Annotated in this window: 13 protein-coding genes; 5 read left to right on the forward strand and 8 right to left on the reverse strand. The window is 73.0% G+C overall.

The annotated features are described in order from the left end of the window. Positions 1–35: 35 nt before the first annotated feature. From AS857_RS13595 to AS857_RS13610, 5 genes are all read right to left on the reverse strand, one after another. Entirely contained in the window at positions 36–926 is an 891-nt protein-coding gene (locus AS857_RS13595) for a phytanoyl-CoA dioxygenase family protein (protein WP_058043357.1), read from the reverse strand. Positions 927–1,011: 85 nt separating this feature from the next. Next, the gene (locus tag AS857_RS13600) at positions 1,012–2,847 is read right to left on the reverse strand and encodes a carbamoyltransferase C-terminal domain-containing protein (RefSeq protein ID WP_058043358.1); all 1,836 of its coding nucleotides are present in this window, start codon (positions 2,845–2,847) and stop codon (positions 1,012–1,014) included. Positions 2,848–2,859: 12 nt separating this feature from the next. Continuing rightward, positions 2,860–4,419 carry a radical SAM/SPASM domain-containing protein gene (locus tag AS857_RS13605; RefSeq protein WP_058043359.1) on the reverse strand — a complete coding sequence of 520 codons (1,560 nt, stop codon included), beginning with the start codon at positions 4,417–4,419 and terminating at the stop codon, positions 2,860–2,862. Positions 4,420–4,547: 128 nt separating this feature from the next. Then, positions 4,548–4,712, reverse strand: a complete 165-nt coding sequence (locus AS857_RS39945) for a hypothetical protein (RefSeq protein WP_160330226.1) — start codon at positions 4,710–4,712, stop codon at positions 4,548–4,550. A gap of 479 nt (positions 4,713–5,191) precedes the next feature. After that, positions 5,192–6,151 (reverse strand): 2OG-Fe(II) oxygenase, encoded by a 960-nt coding sequence (locus AS857_RS13610; protein WP_058043360.1) that lies wholly within the window; start codon positions 6,149–6,151, stop codon positions 5,192–5,194. A 157-nt stretch (positions 6,152–6,308) separates the two neighbouring features. On the opposite strand from AS857_RS13610, the gene AS857_RS13615 reads away from it, so the two are divergent. Both AS857_RS13615 and AS857_RS13620 read left to right on the forward strand, forming a co-directional pair. Further along, positions 6,309–7,625, forward strand: coding sequence for an alpha/beta hydrolase (locus tag AS857_RS13615; RefSeq protein WP_058043361.1), 1,317 nt, complete (start codon positions 6,309–6,311; stop codon positions 7,623–7,625). Beyond that, complete coding sequence (locus AS857_RS13620) at positions 7,622–10,144, forward strand: bifunctional lysylphosphatidylglycerol flippase/synthetase MprF (protein WP_058043362.1); 2,523 nt, start codon at positions 7,622–7,624, stop codon at positions 10,142–10,144. Before AS857_RS13615 ends, AS857_RS13620 begins: the two co-directional genes overlap by 4 nt. Positions 10,145–10,157: 13 nt before the next feature. On the opposite strand, the gene map is transcribed toward AS857_RS13620, so the two are convergent. Continuing rightward, positions 10,158–10,925, reverse strand: a complete 768-nt coding sequence (map, locus tag AS857_RS13625) for a type I methionyl aminopeptidase (RefSeq protein ID WP_058043363.1) — start codon at positions 10,923–10,925, stop codon at positions 10,158–10,160. Positions 10,926–11,011: 86 nt separating this feature from the next. On the opposite strand from map, the gene AS857_RS13630 reads away from it, so the two are divergent. Both AS857_RS13630 and AS857_RS13635 read left to right on the forward strand, forming a co-directional pair. Continuing rightward, the gene (locus AS857_RS13630) at positions 11,012–11,290 is read left to right on the forward strand and encodes a helix-turn-helix domain-containing protein (RefSeq protein ID WP_058043364.1); all 279 of its coding nucleotides are present in this window, start codon (positions 11,012–11,014) and stop codon (positions 11,288–11,290) included. 131 nt (positions 11,291–11,421) lie between these two features. After that, positions 11,422–12,642, forward strand: coding sequence for an FAD-dependent oxidoreductase (locus AS857_RS13635; RefSeq protein ID WP_079110302.1), 1,221 nt, complete (start codon positions 11,422–11,424; stop codon positions 12,640–12,642). Positions 12,643–12,667: 25 nt separating this feature from the next. On the opposite strand, the gene AS857_RS13640 is transcribed toward AS857_RS13635, so the two are convergent. After that, positions 12,668–13,291, reverse strand: coding sequence for a TetR/AcrR family transcriptional regulator (locus AS857_RS13640; protein ID WP_058043366.1), 624 nt, complete (start codon positions 13,289–13,291; stop codon positions 12,668–12,670). A gap of 120 nt (positions 13,292–13,411) precedes the next feature. Next, a complete protein-coding gene (locus tag AS857_RS13645; protein ID WP_058043367.1) occupies positions 13,412–13,873 on the reverse strand; it encodes a hypothetical protein in 462 nt (153 codons plus the stop codon). A gap of 254 nt (positions 13,874–14,127) precedes the next feature. On the opposite strand from AS857_RS13645, the gene AS857_RS13650 reads away from it, so the two are divergent. After that, a complete protein-coding gene (locus tag AS857_RS13650) occupies positions 14,128–15,717 on the forward strand; it encodes a helix-turn-helix domain-containing protein (protein WP_058043368.1) in 1,590 nt (529 codons plus the stop codon). Positions 15,718–16,014: the final 297 nt, after the last annotated feature.

Genomic DNA, 16,014 nt, shown 5'->3' on the forward strand with positions numbered 1-16,014 from the left:
CCGGCCGTGCCCCGCGGCCCCGCCGCCCGGCGCGGTCACGACCAACTCGTGAGCCCCAGGAGCCGCTCGCCCAGCGGAGTGAGCTCGGCGCGCCCGTAGAGCTCGCGCTCCTTCTTGCGAGGGCTTCCGTGGTGCTCGTGCTCGTGCGGCGGGATCCGGTCCCGCCAGAACCGTACGCGGCTGTCCCGGAGCGCGGCGTCGTCCTCCAGGGCGGGCGCCATGGAGATGTACTGTGCCATACGCACCCGGTCCGCGGAGCGGTTCGGGCGCACTCCGTGCGGCAGCAGGCTGTTGAAGATGATCAGGTCGCCGGGGTCCACCTGCAGCGTCTCGATCTCGTGGCCGGTGATGTCCGGCGTCATCGGGTCGCGGTCCGGCGGCTGTTCCTCCAGCCAGCCGTCCAGCTTCTCGAAGATGCCGGGCACGCACTGGAAGCCGCCGATCTCCTCGTTGCCCTCGCTGACCGAGAGCACGCCCTGGCAGCTGATGGGCAGCGGCCGCCGGGAGGTGTCGACGTCCCAGTGGACGAACCCGCCGAACTCACGGCTGCCGCGGTTGGGCGGGTTGACGTTGGCGAAGTCGATCACGACCCACAGGCCGGTGGCGTCCCAGATGTCGACGAACGCGTCGTACACCCGCTGCGTCTGCCGGTTGTCCCACATGGCCTGGTGGTTGTAGATCTCCACCAGCCCGCTGTGGCCGGGCAGCCGCTGGTTGTCCGTGCGGCCTGCGTACCAGGTGGAGGGGTCCCCGGGGGTCATGTCCTCGAATTCCCACAGGGCCTTCTCCAGCCGCTCCACGTTGCCGGCGGGCACGGCCTGGCGGACGACGACGTAGCCGCGGGTGGTCCAGTGCTCCCAGTCCTCGGGGGACAGCACGCGCAGGGGCAGCTCCTTGCGGATGTCCCTGAGCTGGGTCCTCGCCATGTTCGGTGCTCCTTGTGACTCGTGCTCTGCGGACGGACGGACGGGCAGGCAGGCGGACGGGCGGGCGGGCGTTCACCCGGTCCGTTCAGGTGATGACTGCCCGCTCGTCGGCCAGGACGACGGCGTCGAGCGCCGTGGTGTCCAGCAGCTCCAGCGCATCCCCGAGGTCGTTGAGGATGGGCCGTCCGCCGCCGTTGGCGCTGGTGTTGATGAGGATCGGCAGTCCGGTGCGGCCGGCCAGCGCGTGGCACAGGCGGTGCAGCAGCGGGTGCTCCGCGGCGTGCACGGTCTGCAGCCGCGCGGTTCCGTCGATGTGCCGCACCTCGGCGAGCTGCTCCGCCAGCTCCTCGCGGACGCGCACGGCGAACAGCATCGTGTCGGTGTGGTCGAGCGGGCCGGTGAAGTACGCGTCGGCCACCTCGGCGGGGCACAGCGGGGCCACCGGGCGGAACCACTCGCGGCGCTTGATGGTCTGCGAGACGTGGCGCCGGGCGCCGGTCCAGTGCGGGGAGACGAGCAGCGACCGGTGCCCCAGGGCGCGCGGCCCGGTCTCCATGCCGCCGCCGAGCCAGGCCACGCACTTGCGCCCGGCGAGCAGGGCGGCCACGTGGTCGACGAGGGCGGTGTCGCTCGCGAGGGTCAGGCGGGTCCGCCCGGTGCGCAGCGGGTCGCGGGCCGTGAGCCGGGGGCCGCAGTAGGCGAGCTCAGCCCCGGGGCGGCTTCCGCCGGCTGCCGGCCGGTCCTCCGGCGCGGCCGCGGCCAGCGCCGCGCCGAGCGCGATCCCGGAGTCGTCGCAGCAGGTGGGGATGGAGACCCGGGTGAACAGGCCGCTCTCCGAGATGCGGGTGTTCGCCGTGATGTTCAGGGCGCAGCCCCCGGCGTAGCTGAGCGCCGGATAGCCGGGCCAGCGCTCGTGCAGCCCGGTGACGAGGTGGGCGAGATCCTCCTCCACGGCGGTCTGGAGCGTTGCCGCCAGGGTGCGGCAGACCGGGTCGCCCGGGCTGTGGCCCACGAGGTGGCGGTGCCCGCGCGGGGTGCGGATCTCGTCGGGGAACACCCCGCCGTAGGAGTGCACGACGTCGTCGTCGGTGGCGTCGGCCAGCAGACCGTCGAGATAGCCGCCCGCGTCCTCGTCGTACGGATACCAGGTGTCCTCGTACCGCAGGGCGCTGCCGGCGGGCGCCCGGCCGCCCAGGGGTGCCAGGAGGTCGGGCGCGGTGCGCCGGGCGCGCTCCCCGGCGAGCATGGTGCGCAGCACGGGCAGCAGGTCCGGGTCGGTGGCGCCGGTGGCGGCCAGGCCCAGCAGCTTGCCCGTGTCGAACTGCCCGCCGTGCACCCTGCGGGCCAGCGCCTCGTAGACCAGCCCGAAGCGGGGGCCGGTGCGGTTGTTGAAGGACAGGACGGGGGTGAGCGACGGGCCGTCGCCCAGGCACACCATGCCGCACTCGGCGTAGTTGCCGGTGCCGTCCAGGACGAGCGTGAGGGCCTTGGCCGCCCCGGAGGTGTAGTGGGCCAGGGCCGCGTGCGCGAAGTGGTGGCGGACGGCCACGACGGGCAGGGGGCCTGCGGGGCCGTCGGCGAGCGGCCAGTCCACGGACTTGACCGGGCGCAGCACGGACGTGGCCAGGGCGTCGCCCGGGCGGCTCCAGGTGATGTCCTCGGAGACGAGCTCGACGAGCCCGTCGGGCAGGATCCGGCACGCGGGGGTGTACCAGTCGGCGACGGCGACCGCGGTGACCGGGCCGCGGGCGAGCGCGTGCAGCCGGTTCACCCAGTCGCCGATCTCGCCGGCGAACCGGGCGTTGCCGCCGCACACGTGCCGCAGTCCCACCTGCCGCTCGCCCTCGATGACGTGGAGCCCCCGGGGCTGAGCCAGCGCCGCGCCCCCGTCGTGCCCGAAGTTGAGTCCGATCGTCGGCATCTGGCGGGCTCCTCAGACGCCCGCGCAGAACTGGGCGTGGTGGCGCTCCAGCAGCCCTTGGACGACTTCGCGCATGTACGCGCAGTAGCCCGGGGACATGACCTGGATGGATCCGTTCTCCTCCTCCAGGGCGCCCGCCGAGCCGCCCGAGCACGTGCCCTGGAGCTCGCAGCCCTGGCAGCCGGGCCCGTTGGTGTAGGCGCGCATGCCGTAGTCCCGGTAGGCCGAGGAGTTGAAGACGCCCCGCCAGTCGTCGATGGTGCCGAGCTTGCGCGCCGTCGCCTTGCAGGCGAACACGCTGCCGTTGGGCTCGATGGACAGCTGCCGGCCCACTGCCGGGCACGTCTTGTAGTCCGCCTGCGCGGCCCACTTCGCCTCGTCGGCGATCATCTGGAACGTCTGGTACCAGTAGCCGCTGAGCTGGACCCCGCGCTCGCGCCCGTAGTCGACGGCGGACAGCAGCTTCTGCGCCACGTCGTGCGGGCTGTGCTGCTCGAAGAACTCGCGGGCCTGGAAGGAGACGATCACGTCCAGGGAGTCCAGGCCGGCCTCGGCGACGAAGTCGATCAGCGGAGTGCCCCACTTGTCCCACGTGTACTGCGACAGGACGGTGGTGATGCTGACGGGCACGCCAGCGGCCTTCATGTCGAGGATGGCCTTGCGCACCACCGGCCACGGCGTGCGCTGCTGCTGCCCGCCGCGGAACTCGCCGGTCTCCGGGACGAGGTAGTCGATCGAGACGGTGGTGGAGACCCGGTAATCGGCCAGGGCCTGGAGCAGCTCGGCGTCGATGCGCGAGCCGTTGCTCGTCATGTCGTAGGACAGCGAGACGCCGTCGTGGAAGTGCCCGAAGGTGCGCAGGATGTGCAGGATCGTATTGCGGGCGAGCGTCGGCTCGCCGCCGAAGAAGGACACGGTGAGCTCGCCGCCGCCGTTGGCCTTGCGCAGCGCCACCGCTTCCCGCAGCGTCTTCTCCGCCACCTGCGGGGACATGTGCATCGAGGGGTTGCGGGCGCCGTCGGTGCCCTCGTTCCAGTCGCCGCGGGCGAGCGTCGGGCCGCTGTCGCCGCGCGCGGTGCGCAGCTGGACGAGGACCGGGCCCGGCTTGACGGACTCCCCGGACGTGTTGCGCTCCTCCACGCCGCCGTCGAAGTTGTAGGCGAAACAGCCCTGACAGGAGAAGTTGCACGCGTTGGTCAGCACCAGCTGGATGGAGGAGTGGAAGACGCCGCTGCTGAGCGCCTCGCCCCGGGCGGCGAGGAGTTCGTCGATCTGCGCGGCCTCGTCGTGCCCGGCCTCCACGAGGTACTGCGCCTCGATCAGGCTGTCGACGGCCTCGCTGCCCGCCCGCTCCCGCAGCAGGTCCAGGGGGATGCCGCCGGCGGCTTCGCGGAGCAGCTCGACCGTGTCGCGGTCCACCAGGCGGGCGTTGCCGAAGAGGGAGTGGAAGGCCACCGTGCGCTCGGTGCCGTCGTAGGCGTCGAGCCGGCCGCCGAACCGGGCGAAGTCACGGTCCTTGGCGGTGCGCATCGTACGGACGTAGCGGGAGGACTGGTAAACCGGAGCCGACATCGGTGGACTTCCTCCTGGAAACGGTGCGAAATCGAACGGGCCGGGGCGGGCCGGGGGCGCGCGCTCGTGGAACGGGCCCGCCGCGGGCGTGAGGCGGCGGGCCCGTCGGAACCGGTGCGCCGGGACGACTAGGCAGGTGTGGCCGGCGCCTTCGTCTCGGAGACCTCCGTGACGGACTCCGCCTTCGGCACCGGCGTGATCGTCGGTGCGTTGCCCTTGTCGGGCGAGACGAACCCGCAGGGGCGCGACGACGCCGTGGGCGTCGGCGTGATCATTTTCTTGACTTCGGCCATCAGTCTCTCCTCGCCGTGGTCGGGCGGTATGCGTACATACGCGGTCAGCGAATCATGGCCGGGTTGGGCCGGGGGATATTTGTTCCGGCCACTTTTTTCGGAGCGTATTACTTGATCGAGAGCGATGTGATGACCATACAAATGACATGGATTCCTGTTCGAGAAGGGCGAAGGCGCCGGCGGGATGAGCATGGGATTCCGGCCTCACCAGGCGTCATGCGAAAAACGGTCCTTCTGCTCGCCGTGCCGGGTATGCATGTGCATGGCATGGATCAAATGCCAGCGCCTTACGGGCCGTTACGGAGCAGGAGGGAATCGGCGCCGGGAAGGGAAATGATCTGTGGCCCGCTCTTTTCCTGCGCCGCCCGGCGCTCTTCCCTGCCCGCGGCATCGCGGTCGTGCGCGTACGCGGGGGAGCGCGCCGGATTCCCCGTGCGCGCCGGGCGGACGCTGCGCGTGCCGCCCGGCGCGCCCCGGGTCTAGCGGAGGTCGTCCCACGTGACGACCGGGCTGCCGGCGCGCAGGCTGTAATCCACGGCGGGATTCCGCGTGGGCCACTTCAGGCGCAGCCAGCCGGGAACGGTGGCGGGAATGCCGTCGTCGGCCGCCAGGTGCCAGAACGTATTCGAATCCTGCCGCGCGAAATAAGGGCAGAAGAGGGAGATCACCAGCGTCACCCGGTGGCCCTTCGTCACGGGTGTGACCGCGTGGAAGATACGGCTGCCGTGCAGGAACAGCGTTGCGCCGCGCTCCCCGCAGTCCGCCTCGCGGAACCGGGAATCCTCCCGCCCCGGGCCGGGGAATTCGTCCGTGCGTCCCTGGAAGTAGGTGAAACGGCCGCCGTCGTAGTCGTCGTAGCCGCTCAGCTGAATGGTGAAGACGTAATCCATGCCGTCGCGGTGCCAGCGGACGCCGCCCTGACGGCCCCGGCCCTCGCCGTAATTGACCTGGGCCGTGGGCAGCCGCAGCGGATGGGGGATCAGCGGGATGCCGACCAGCCGGGAGCAGGTGAGGAGGAAGTCGCGGTCGCGGATCATGTTGGCGATGAACGGCGAGAGCAGGTCGGCGGCGCGCAGCCGCCGCGTCGCGGTGAACCCGGCGTCCTGCGCCGCCGCTTCGAGCCGCCCGCACACCGTGGCGAGGCAGTCCAGGCCCTCCTCCGTCAGGATGTGCCACGGCCCGGCGATCGCCGCGTCGTCGACCCGCCCCTTCCAGCGCCACAGCTCTTCCCCGCGGTAGCCGAACTCCCGCAGGGAGGTCACCGGTCCGGCGGCGTCCGGCGACACGAACCGGCTCCGCCAGGGCGGCTCCGCGGGGAGCCGGGCACTGCGCAGGGGCGCCCGGGCACGCAGCGCCTTGAGGACCTTGCGGAATCCGTCGGGGGCCTGGGACAGAACGAGTGCGCCGGTTCTGCCGCTCCCTGTCGACGTCGTGGGCACGAGGCATCTCCTATGGGGGAGAACGCTTTCGGCTGAACGGCCGGACGGGGCCACCGAGAATCTCCCACCGCACCCCTCCACTGACAAGAGTTGCGACGCGCGTTCCCGAGTTGCTCCCTTTGTAGGGATATGTAGCATTTTCAGGGAGGTGCGTCGGATGCGGATCGCGGCAGGCCCGCTGGAGTGGTCCCTGGTGAGCGGATGGATTCCGGTCGCCCTGCTGGCCGTGGGCCTGTGCGCCCTGGCGGTGCTCCTCTTCTCCCGCCGCCGCACCTGGTGGACCCGGTGGGCCCCGCTCGCCGTCCTGCTGGCCGCCGTCCTCACCTGGCTCCTGCGGACCGCCGTCGACGACTGGTGGCAGCCCTTCCCCGACCCCCTGCCCCTCAACGTGGTGATCTGGGCCGGGATCGCCGTCCTCGGGGTCTGCCTCGCCGCCTTCCGTATCCCGCTGCTGCGCCCCCGGTACCGGGCCGGCGCCGCCCTCGCCGCCCTCCTGGCCGTGCTCCTGGGAGCCTCCGAGATCAATCAGCACTTCGACCAGTACCCCACCGCGCGCTCCGCCCTCAACTCCTGGCTCACGAAGACCACGAGCATCACCGACGCCACCGGACGCACCGAACCCGCCCTGCGCGTCCCCGCGGGCAGGACCATCGCCGACGTCTGGCACCCGCCCCCGGGCATGCCCGGGAACGGAACCCTCTCCAAGTCGTCCATCCCCGGCACCCGGTCCGGCTTCGACGCCCGCAGCGCCTACGTCTACCTGCCGCCCGCCTACCGGGCCACCCCGCGCCCCCTGCTCCCCGTCGTCGTCCTCATGGCCGGCCAGCCCGGGTCCCCCGACGACTGGATCAACTCCGGGCGGCTCGTCGACATGATGAACGCCTTCGCCGGCGAGCACCGCGGACTCGCGCCCGTGATCGTCGTCGTGGACCCGCTGGGCTCCCAGTTCGCCAACACCCTCTGCCTCGACTCCCGCCTCGGCAACGTCCGGACCTACCTCGCCACCGACGTCCCCGACTGGATCCGCTCCCACCTCCAGGTCGCCACCGCCCGCACCTCCTGGGTCGTCTCCGGCATCTCCTTCGGCGGCACCTGCTCGATCCAGCTCGGCGTCAACGCCCCCCAGGTCTACGGGGTCGTCAACGACATCTCCGGCCAGGAGGCGCCCACGCTCGGCAGCCGCCGGAAGACCGTCGACAAGGCCTTCGGCGGCGACGAGGCGGCCTTCACCGCGGTCAACCCCCTCGACGTCATGGCACGGCAGCGCTTCCCCGATACCAAGGCCGCCTTCGTCGCCGGCAGCAGCGACGCCACCTACCGGCCCCAGCAGCGCACGGTGTACGACGCGGCCGTCAAGGCCGGGATGCGGGCCGAATGGGTCCTGCTCCCCGGCGGCCACAGCTGGCAGGTCTGGCGGCCCGGCCTGGAGAGGCAACTGCCCTGGATCTCCCGCGAGACGGGGCTGATCCGGTGAGCGAGACCACCGCCCCGCCGCCCGCGCCCACCCCCGGCGACAGCACCCACCCCTGGCGCGTCACCCTCGACCGGCTGCTCGCCCCCGTCCGGCACGCCCCCTTCACCCTCGCCTTCCTCGCGGTGCTGTGGATCGTCGGGGCGGTCACCGGCAGCCTCGGCAGCGGGCCGGGCCCGCACCGCATGGAACAGGTCGGCGCCGGCGTCCCCGCACTCGCCGAAGGCCGCTGGTGGACCCCCGTAAGCTCCCTGCTGTGGTGCCCCGGACTCGGCGGCTACATCGGCGCCACCGTCGTCGTCCTGCTGCTCGTCACCCCCGCCGAGCGGCGCCTGGGCGTGGCCCGCACCGCAGCCGTCCTCATCGGCGGCCAGATCCTCGGCACGCTCCTCGGCGTCGGCGTCGTCGCGCTCGGCAACGCCGCGGGGGAGTGGTGGCTGGAAGAGCTCGCCGGCTACCTCGCGGTGACCCCGACCGTCGGCGCCCTCGCCGTCGGCGGCGTCCTCAGCTACCGGCTCACCGCCCTGTGGCGGCGCCGCACCCGCCTCGGCATCGTCGCCTTCGCCCTCGTCATGGCCCTCTACGTCGGCCACCTCCAGGGCGTCCTGCGCCTCGGCGGCGCCGTCGTCGGCCTCGTCGCCGGCGCCCTGCTGTACCACCGGACCGGTCCCTGGCGCCTGCGGCACTCCTCCCACACCGAGGCCCGCGTCCTCGTCGCGCTCGTCGTGGCCGCCGCCGCCATCGGCCCCATGGTCGCGATCCTCTACCGGGACGCCTACGGCCCCCTCAACTCCTTCCAGCTCTACGTCTCCGTGCAGCCCACAGGCCAGGAGGTCGCCGAGGCCTGCGCCGCCTCGAAGGAGGACTGCCACTTCGTCCACGCCCTGCGGAACTTCTACGACTCCCCGGCCACCGTCATGGCCGTGCTCGTCCCCGCCCTCATGCTCGTCCTCGCCGAGGGGCTGCGCCGCGGGCTGAGGCTCGCCTGGGCGCTGGCCGTGCTCGTCCACCTCGCCTGGATCGCCCTCTTCTCCTGGTGGCTGCACGACTTCCTCAGCCACCCCGCCGGATGGGCCGAGCCCGCCGAACGCTCCACGTACGCCCAGGCCTTCGCGGAGCAGATGCTGCTGCCCGTCCTGATCGTCATCCTCCTGATCGTCACCCGCGCCCGCTTCGACCTGCGGCTCCCGCGCTCCGCCACGCGCGGGCTCGCAGCCGTCGTCGGCGGCGCGCTCGTCCTGGCCTGCGCCGCGTACGTCGGGATCGGCTACGCGGTGCGCGACCAGTACGACCCCGAGGCCACGCCGTCGGTGCTCTTCTCCGGGCTGGCCTCGGAGTTCCTGCCACCGACGCTGCTCGCCACCTTCACCGACTGGCCGGTCCCGGTCGGCGGGACCGCGCAGGCCCTGTTCCACTACTGCGGGCTCGTCTTCTGGCTCGTCACCCTGATCGCGCTGCTCGTCACCTTCCGCCGCCCGCGCCTGCACACCGACGCCGACGCCGCCGTGCGCGCCCGCGGGCTCCTCGTCGCGCACGGCGGCTCGACGCTCAGCTACCTCACCACGTGGGACGGCAACTACTACTGGTTCGACGCGAACGGCCGGGCCGCCGTGGCCTACCGGGTGGTCGCCACCGTGGCCCTGACCACCGGCGAACCCTTCGGCGCGCCCGACGCGCGGGCCGCCGCCGTCGCGGGCTTCTCGCGCCACTGCGACGAGCGCGGCTGGACACCGTGCTTCTACAGCGTCGGCGAGGAGTCCCGCGCCGCGGCCGAGGCCCTGGGCTGGCGCTCGGTGCAGGTCGCCGAGGACACCGTCGTACCCCTGCCCGACCTGGCCTTCACCGGCAAGAAGTGGCAGGACGTGCGGACCGCCCTCAACAAGGCCAAGAAGGACGGCATCACCGCCGAGTGGTGGTCCTACCCCGACGCCCCGGTCGCCATCACCGACCAGGTGCGCTCGATCTCCGAGGAGTGGGTCGCCGACAAGGGACTGCCGGAGATGGGCTTCACCCTGGGCGGCCTGGACGAGCTCGACGACCCGGCCGTGCGCTGCCTGATCGCCGTGGACGCCGACCGCACGGTCCACGGCATCACCAGCTGGATGCCCGTCTACGAAGCGGGCCGGCCGGTCGGCTGGACGCTGGACTTCATGCGCCGCCGGGCCGCCGGCTTCCGCGGCTCGATGGAATTCCTCATCGCCTCGGCCGCGCTCGGCTTCCAGGAGGAGGGCGCCCGCTTCCTCAGCCTCTCGGGCGCCCCGCTCGCCCGCAAGGCCACGGAGGAGCCGCCGGCGGCGCTCCAGCGGATCCTCGACTACGGCGGCAAGGTCCTCGAACCGGTCTACGGCTTCCGGTCGCTGCTGAACTTCAAGTCCAAGTTCCAGCCGCAGTACCGCCCCATGTACATGGCCTATCCCGACCCGGCAGCCCTCCCCGCCATCACCCGCGCCATCGGCAAGGCGTACCTGCCGCACATGACGGCGGCCCAGGGGGTCCGGCTGATGCGGCAGTTCTCGGCCTGAGCGGGCGGCGGGATCACGGCAGCGTGAGCACCCGCGGGCCGTCGTCCGTGATGGCGACCGTGTGCTCGATGTGCGCGGCGCGGCTGCCGTCGGTGGTGCGCAGCGTCCACCCGTCGGGGTCCGTGCGGTAGTCGTTGCGGCCGCCCGCCATGAGCATCGGCTCTATCGCGAGGACCAGGCCGTGCCGCAGCGGCAGGCCCCTGCGGGGGCGGCCCCAGTTGGGGACGTGCGGGTCCTCGTGCATCTGCCGGCCGATGCCGTGACCGCCGAAGTCCTCGGGCATGCCGTAGCGCCCGGCGCGGGCGACGGCCGAGACGGCGTGGGAGATGTCCCCGATGCGGTTGCCGACGACGGCCGCGGCGATGGCGGCGTCCAGGGCCTGCTGGGTGGCGTCGACGAGGGCGGTGTCGGCGGGCCGGGGCGTGCCGACGATGAAGCTCACCGCGGAGTCGCCCGTCCACCCGTCGAGCCGGGCGCCGCAGTCGAGGCTGACCAGGTCGCCGTCGCGCAGCGCGTAGTCGTCCGGGAGGCCGTGCACGACCGCGTCGTTGACCGAGGCGCAGATCACCGCCGGGAAGGGGGTGGGGGCGAAGGAGGGCCGGTAGCCCAGGAAGGGGGAGCTCGCCCCGGCCTCGCTCAGCACGGCGCGCGCCGCCTCGTCCAGCCCCCGCAGCCGTACTCCGGGCCTCGCGGCGTCACGGGCCGCGGCCAGCGCACGGGCGACGACCCGGCCTGCCGCGCGCATGGCCTCCAGCTCACCGTCGGTCTTGATCTCCACCATGGTTTCCGAACCCCCTCGGCGTACTGCCAATTCTTATACCGGCAATTCTTATACCGGTATAAGTATCACGGTCTAGTATCGAGGTCATGGTGAGGACCCCTTTGACCCCCTGGGAGCGGCACCGCGGCGAGATGCTCGGCGCCCTGCTCCGCGAGGCGCGCGGCGACCGGAGCATGGTGGAGATCGCCGCCGCCTCGGGACTGTCCGCGGAGACGCTCCGCAAGATCGAGACCGGCCGCGCGCCGACGCCCGCCTTCTTCACGATCGTGGCGCTGGCCTCCGTGCTGAACCTGTCCATGGAGCAGCTGGCGGCCGCCGCCGCGGCAGGCGCCGACGCAGTGGAGGGGGAAGTGCTGACGGCGTGAAGGCGGTGGGCGGGCCCCGGCCCTGACGGCTTTTCGGACCCTCCCGGAAGCATCGACTGACCGATCGGTTAGATTGCTGACCGATCGGTCAGAGTCATGCGCGGAGTCATGCGCGGCGAAAGGCGGGAATCATGGAAAGCACGACGTGCTGCGTGGTGGGCGGCGGACCGGCAGGCATGATGCTGGGGCTGCTGCTGGCCAGGGCCGGGGTCCAGGTGACCGTCCTGGAGAAGCACCGCGACTTCCTGCGCGACTTCCGCGGCGACACCGTCCACCCCTCCACTCTGCGGCTGCTGGACGAACTCGGCCTGGGGGAGCGGTTCGCGGAACTGCCCTTCCCCAAGCTGGAGGAGATGCGGATGGAGATCGGCGGCACCACCGTCGTCGCGGCCGACTTCCGCCGCATCCCCGGCCGCCACAAGTACATCGCCATGGTCCCGCAGTGGGACTTCCTCGACCTGCTGGCGAGCGCGGCCGCCGCCGAACCCTCCTTCACCCTGCGCATGTGCACCGAGGTCACGGGCCTGCGCAAGGAGGGCGGCCGCGTCACCGGCGTGCGCTATACCGCCGAGGACGGCACGCCCGGCGAGATCGAGGCCGCCCTGACCGTCGGCTGCGACGGCCGCCGCTCCGTCGTCCGCAGGGAAGCCGGCCTCGTCCAGGACGAATTCGACGTCCCCATGGACGTCTGGCAGGTCCGCGTGGACGCACCCCGCGGCGGCGTCAAGGACGGCCGCGTCTTCGCCCGCTTCGGCGGCGGGCAGGCCGCGGTCACCATGGACCGGGGCGCGTACTTCCAGACCTCCTACCTCATCGCCAAGGGCCGCGACGCCGAGCTGCGCGCCCACGACATCCAGTGGTTCCGCGACCGGCTCGGCGGCCTCTTCGGCTGGGACGCCGACGTCACCGGCGCGATCCGCTCCTGGGACGACGTGAAGCTGCTCGACGTGACGATGGGACGGCTCCCGCGCTGGTACGCGGGCGGCCTGCTCTGCATCGGCGACGCTGCCCACACCATGTCGCCCGTCGGCGGCGTCGGCGTCAACCTCGCGATCCAGGACGCCGTGGCGGCCGCCCGCATCCTCGCCGGCCCGCTGCGCGAGGGAAGGGTGCGCGTCCACGACCTGGCACGGGTGCAGAAGCGCCGGCGGCTGCCGACGGCCCTGGTGCAGCAGTCGCAGCTGGGCGAGCACCAGCTGATCCGGAGCGCCCTCGACGGCACCCTGAACGCCGCCACCCTGCCCCTGCCGATGCGCCTCCTGCGCCGCGCGACGCCCCTGCGCACGGTCACCGCCTACCTGGGCGGCGTCGGGATACGGCCCGAGCGTGCGCCCGCCTTCGCGAGGGCGTAGGCGCACCCCGCGACGGGCACCCGGCTCAGGCCGGGGCCCGGACCGCGTGGAGCGTGAACGTCACCAGTTCCTCGGCCGCCGCGCCGAGGTCGACGTCCGGGTCGGCGAGCCAGTGCGCGACCACCCCGTCGATCGCCCCGCCGATCGCGAGCGCCACCGCCCGCGTGTCGAACGCGCGCAGCCGGCCCGCCGCCTGCCCGGCCGCCAGCAGCTCCGCCAGGGCCTGCCAGCGGCCGCCGGTGTCGTGCCGGCCCGGCGTCTTCAGCTGCGTGCCGCCCTCGTCGTCGAGGAGCATTTCGGTGATGACCCGCACGTGCCGCCGGTTGGCCTGCTGGTAGCCGACCATCGCCCGGACGTAGGCGACGAGCGCGTCCAGCGGATCCGCCTCCCGCTCCACGCGCTCGGTGACGTACGCCCCGAACTGCTCCAGCACCTGCGCGAACGTCGCGCGCGTGAGGTTGTCCTTCGACGAGAAGTGGTAGAGGACCGCGGCCTTGGAGATCCCGGCCCGCTCCGCGATCGCCGACAGCGACGTCGCCGGATAGCCCCGGGTGGAGATCAGGTCGATGGTGCTCTCGATGATCTGCTGCCGGCGCGCCCGCTCCGTGAAGGTCGGCTCGCCGGGACCGGCACTGCGGCGAGGGGTCATCGCGACGCCACCTCTGCCTTTCTCGCTCTGCGGCCTTCACCGTCCTCCGGCCGACGGACACCAGACCGTACACCGCCGCGTCCGCGCCCGGGCGAGCGGGGAGCCGGGCCCGCCCGCCGGTCAGTCCCACCAGTTGAACAGGACGTCCCCCAGGCACGCGGGCTTCCAGTAGCGGATCTCGGTCAGCTCGGCCGGAGACAGGTCCGAGACGTCGACCTCCTCCAAGGGCGTCATCAGCTCCTTGACGCCCATCACCCGCAGCCCCGCCGTCTCGAAGGCCTGAGCCCACAGCGGCGGGTCCGCGAAGCCGGGAACCGGCTTGCCCTCGCCGACCGCGTCGGTGGTGAAGGCGACCACCGGAAGATGGGCGTGGCCCAGGGCGGTGAACGCACGGCCGTACCCGTCGGTGAGGGTCGCATGGCGGAACGTGTGCATCTCGCCGGGGACCATCTCACCGGCCCGCCCCCGGGCCTCCATGGCCGCGGTGAAGCAGGCGGCCCGGAACAGCGCCGCCTCGGTCCGCGGCAGAGGAGCCTCGTGCGGCCCCCGGAACCCCGTAGCCCCCCGCGCCAGACGGATCAACGTGACTTCCTTCCCGTGCGTCTCGTCCCGTCACGCACGTGCTCATCCGTGACGCCTCGCTCCTCCCTACCCAGCACAACGCGCGAACCGCCTCTGCGTACGCTCCACCCGCAGTGCGACCGGCCTGCCGCGCCACGGCACGCGCCCCCCGGCGTGCACACGTCCAACGCACCTCCGTACAACGGCGCGAGCACTCCGGGCGCCCTCAAGTAGCCTGGGGGAAAGGGTGAAAAGGGTGGGAAAGGGGTGGCCCTGTGGTCACAGAAGGCGGCGGCGAACAACTCCGGGGGCAGTCGCACGGCCACGCAGCCCGGCTGACCCGGCTGCTGGACTTCGCACGTACGGGGGAGAGCGGCGACGACGCGTCCGTACGCCGCCTGGTCACCTGGCTCGCCGGGGCGCTCGGCGGCGCCGTCACGCTGACCAGCCGGGACGGGGAGCCCCTGACCGGCCCGGTCTCCCGGGAAGAAGCCGCCGCCCACCGGGAACTCGCCGCACGCGCCGGCGAACTGCTCGGCCAGGTCGCCGGCGGCCGGCTCCACGCGGCAGCCGTGGACGACCACCACGGACAGCTGCGGCTCGTCGCCCTCGGACGGCGCACCCCGCGCCCCGTCCTCACCGCCGCCCTGGCCCGGCCGTTCGACGAACAGGACGCGGACCTCCTCGGCCGGGCCGCCGCCGTCCTGGCCCTGCTGCTCAAGGCCCGCGAGGCCGAGGAACACCGCCGGAGCGCGGAACGGGCCACGGAATGCCTGCGGCTCGCCGTCTTCCAGCTCCTCATGGGAGGAGACGTCGCCCTGGCCCAGCGCACCGCCGCAGGCCTCAGCCCCGGCCTGCTCGACGCCGACACGGCCCGCGTCCACGTCCTCGAACTCCCCGAGCACCGGCGCGAACTCCTCGTCCGTGAATGCGAAGAGGCCGCCGGGGAACGCGCCCTGGCCGTGCGCTGCGCCGCGTACGACAGCCAGCTCATCGTCGTCGCCCCCACGACGCGGCGGGGCGATCCGGAAGACGGCGCCGGGCATGACACCGGCGGCCACGACGTCGCCGCCGCATTGCACCGCATCGTCGAAGAGCGCCCCGGCGTCTTCCTCGGCACCGGCGGACTCCACCCCCTCACGCAGCTGGCCGACGCGTACGGCGAAGCCGCCCGCGCCCTGGCCGTGGCCCGGTACCGGCCCGGCCGGGTGGCCGAACACCTGCCCCAGACCCGGCTGACCGCCCTCCTCGACCCGGCCGCCTCGGGCGCCTGGGCCGCCCGCGTCCTGCAGCCGCTGGACTCGCTGCCGTACCACGGGCGCGGCCCCCTGCTCGCCACGGTCGGCCTGGGGCTGGAGTTCACGGCGGTCAACGCAGCCAAGATCCTCGGCATCAGCCGCAACACCGTCCGCGCCCGGATGGACAGGACGGCCGCACTGCTCGGCGCCGACCTCGCGGACGTACGCGCCCGGGCCGCGCTCCACCTGGCGCTGCAGATGCCCCCCGCCGCCCCCGGCACGGCAGCAGGCGACGGTTCCCGGCCGGCAGGCCTGGAACGCCTGCTGGCGGCCGGCCCCGTCCGCGACTGGGCGCAGGAACTCCTCGGGCGCCTCGCGGCCGCCGACCGCGACCTGCGCCGCACCCTGCGCACCTGGATCGCCGAGAACACGGCGGTCGAGGAGACGGCGGCCCGCCTGGGCGTACACCCCCGCACCGTGCGCGACCACCTGCGCGGCGCCGAGCAGCTGCTGGGCCGCCGGCTCGTACCGGGCGGCGGCGACCTCTACGAAGTGGTCCTCGCGTGCGCCGCCCTGGAGGAAGTGGAATTCGGCTCCCGCCCGGGCTGTGTCATGTGCGCCGCTTGAGGCCGCGCACCGGGGAGAGCCGGGTCTCCGCACCGTGCACCCGTGACAGAAACCGGCGCACAACCGTGCATCCGTGACGTGTCCGCGTCCGGCCGCCAGGACCTAACGTGGTCTCACCGGCGCTGCACCGCGCCGGTTCACGGGGGAACGGTGCCGCCGGCCCGACCGCCCGGCGCACCTGTCCACGCCCGCCTGATCCGCACGCGGGCGTGGACACGGAGCCGGGCCCGGGGCCGCGCCACGGCACGGCCTCCGGGCGCCCGCACTTGGGGGTGCGCCCGCGCCCGGGGCCGGCGG

The organism is Streptomyces roseifaciens (assembly GCF_001445655.1).
GTDB lineage: Bacteria > Actinomycetota > Actinomycetes > Streptomycetales > Streptomycetaceae > Streptomyces > Streptomyces aureoversilis.

Excerpts from the sequence above, each read along its gene's own strand:
- AS857_RS13635 (WP_079110302.1), top strand. The coding sequence starts at position 11,422 with ATGGAAAGCACGACGTGCTGCGTGGTGGGCGGCGGACCGGCAGGCATG.
- AS857_RS13630 (WP_058043364.1), top strand. The coding sequence starts at position 11,012 with ATGGTGAGGACCCCTTTGACCCCCTGGGAGCGGCACCGCGGCGAGATG.
- AS857_RS13640 (WP_058043366.1), bottom strand. The coding sequence starts at position 13,291 with ATGACCCCTCGCCGCAGTGCCGGTCCCGGCGAGCCGACCTTCACGGAG.
- AS857_RS39945 (WP_160330226.1), bottom strand. The coding sequence starts at position 4,712 with ATGGCCGAAGTCAAGAAAATGATCACGCCGACGCCCACGGCGTCGTCG.
- map (WP_058043363.1), bottom strand. The coding sequence starts at position 10,925 with ATGGTGGAGATCAAGACCGACGGTGAGCTGGAGGCCATGCGCGCGGCA.
- AS857_RS13615 (WP_058043361.1), top strand. The coding sequence starts at position 6,309 with ATGCGGATCGCGGCAGGCCCGCTGGAGTGGTCCCTGGTGAGCGGATGG.
- AS857_RS13605 (WP_058043359.1), bottom strand. The coding sequence starts at position 4,419 with ATGTCGGCTCCGGTTTACCAGTCCTCCCGCTACGTCCGTACGATGCGC.
- AS857_RS13600 (WP_058043358.1), bottom strand. The coding sequence starts at position 2,847 with ATGCCGACGATCGGACTCAACTTCGGGCACGACGGGGGCGCGGCGCTG.
- AS857_RS13595 (WP_058043357.1), bottom strand. The coding sequence starts at position 926 with ATGGCGAGGACCCAGCTCAGGGACATCCGCAAGGAGCTGCCCCTGCGC.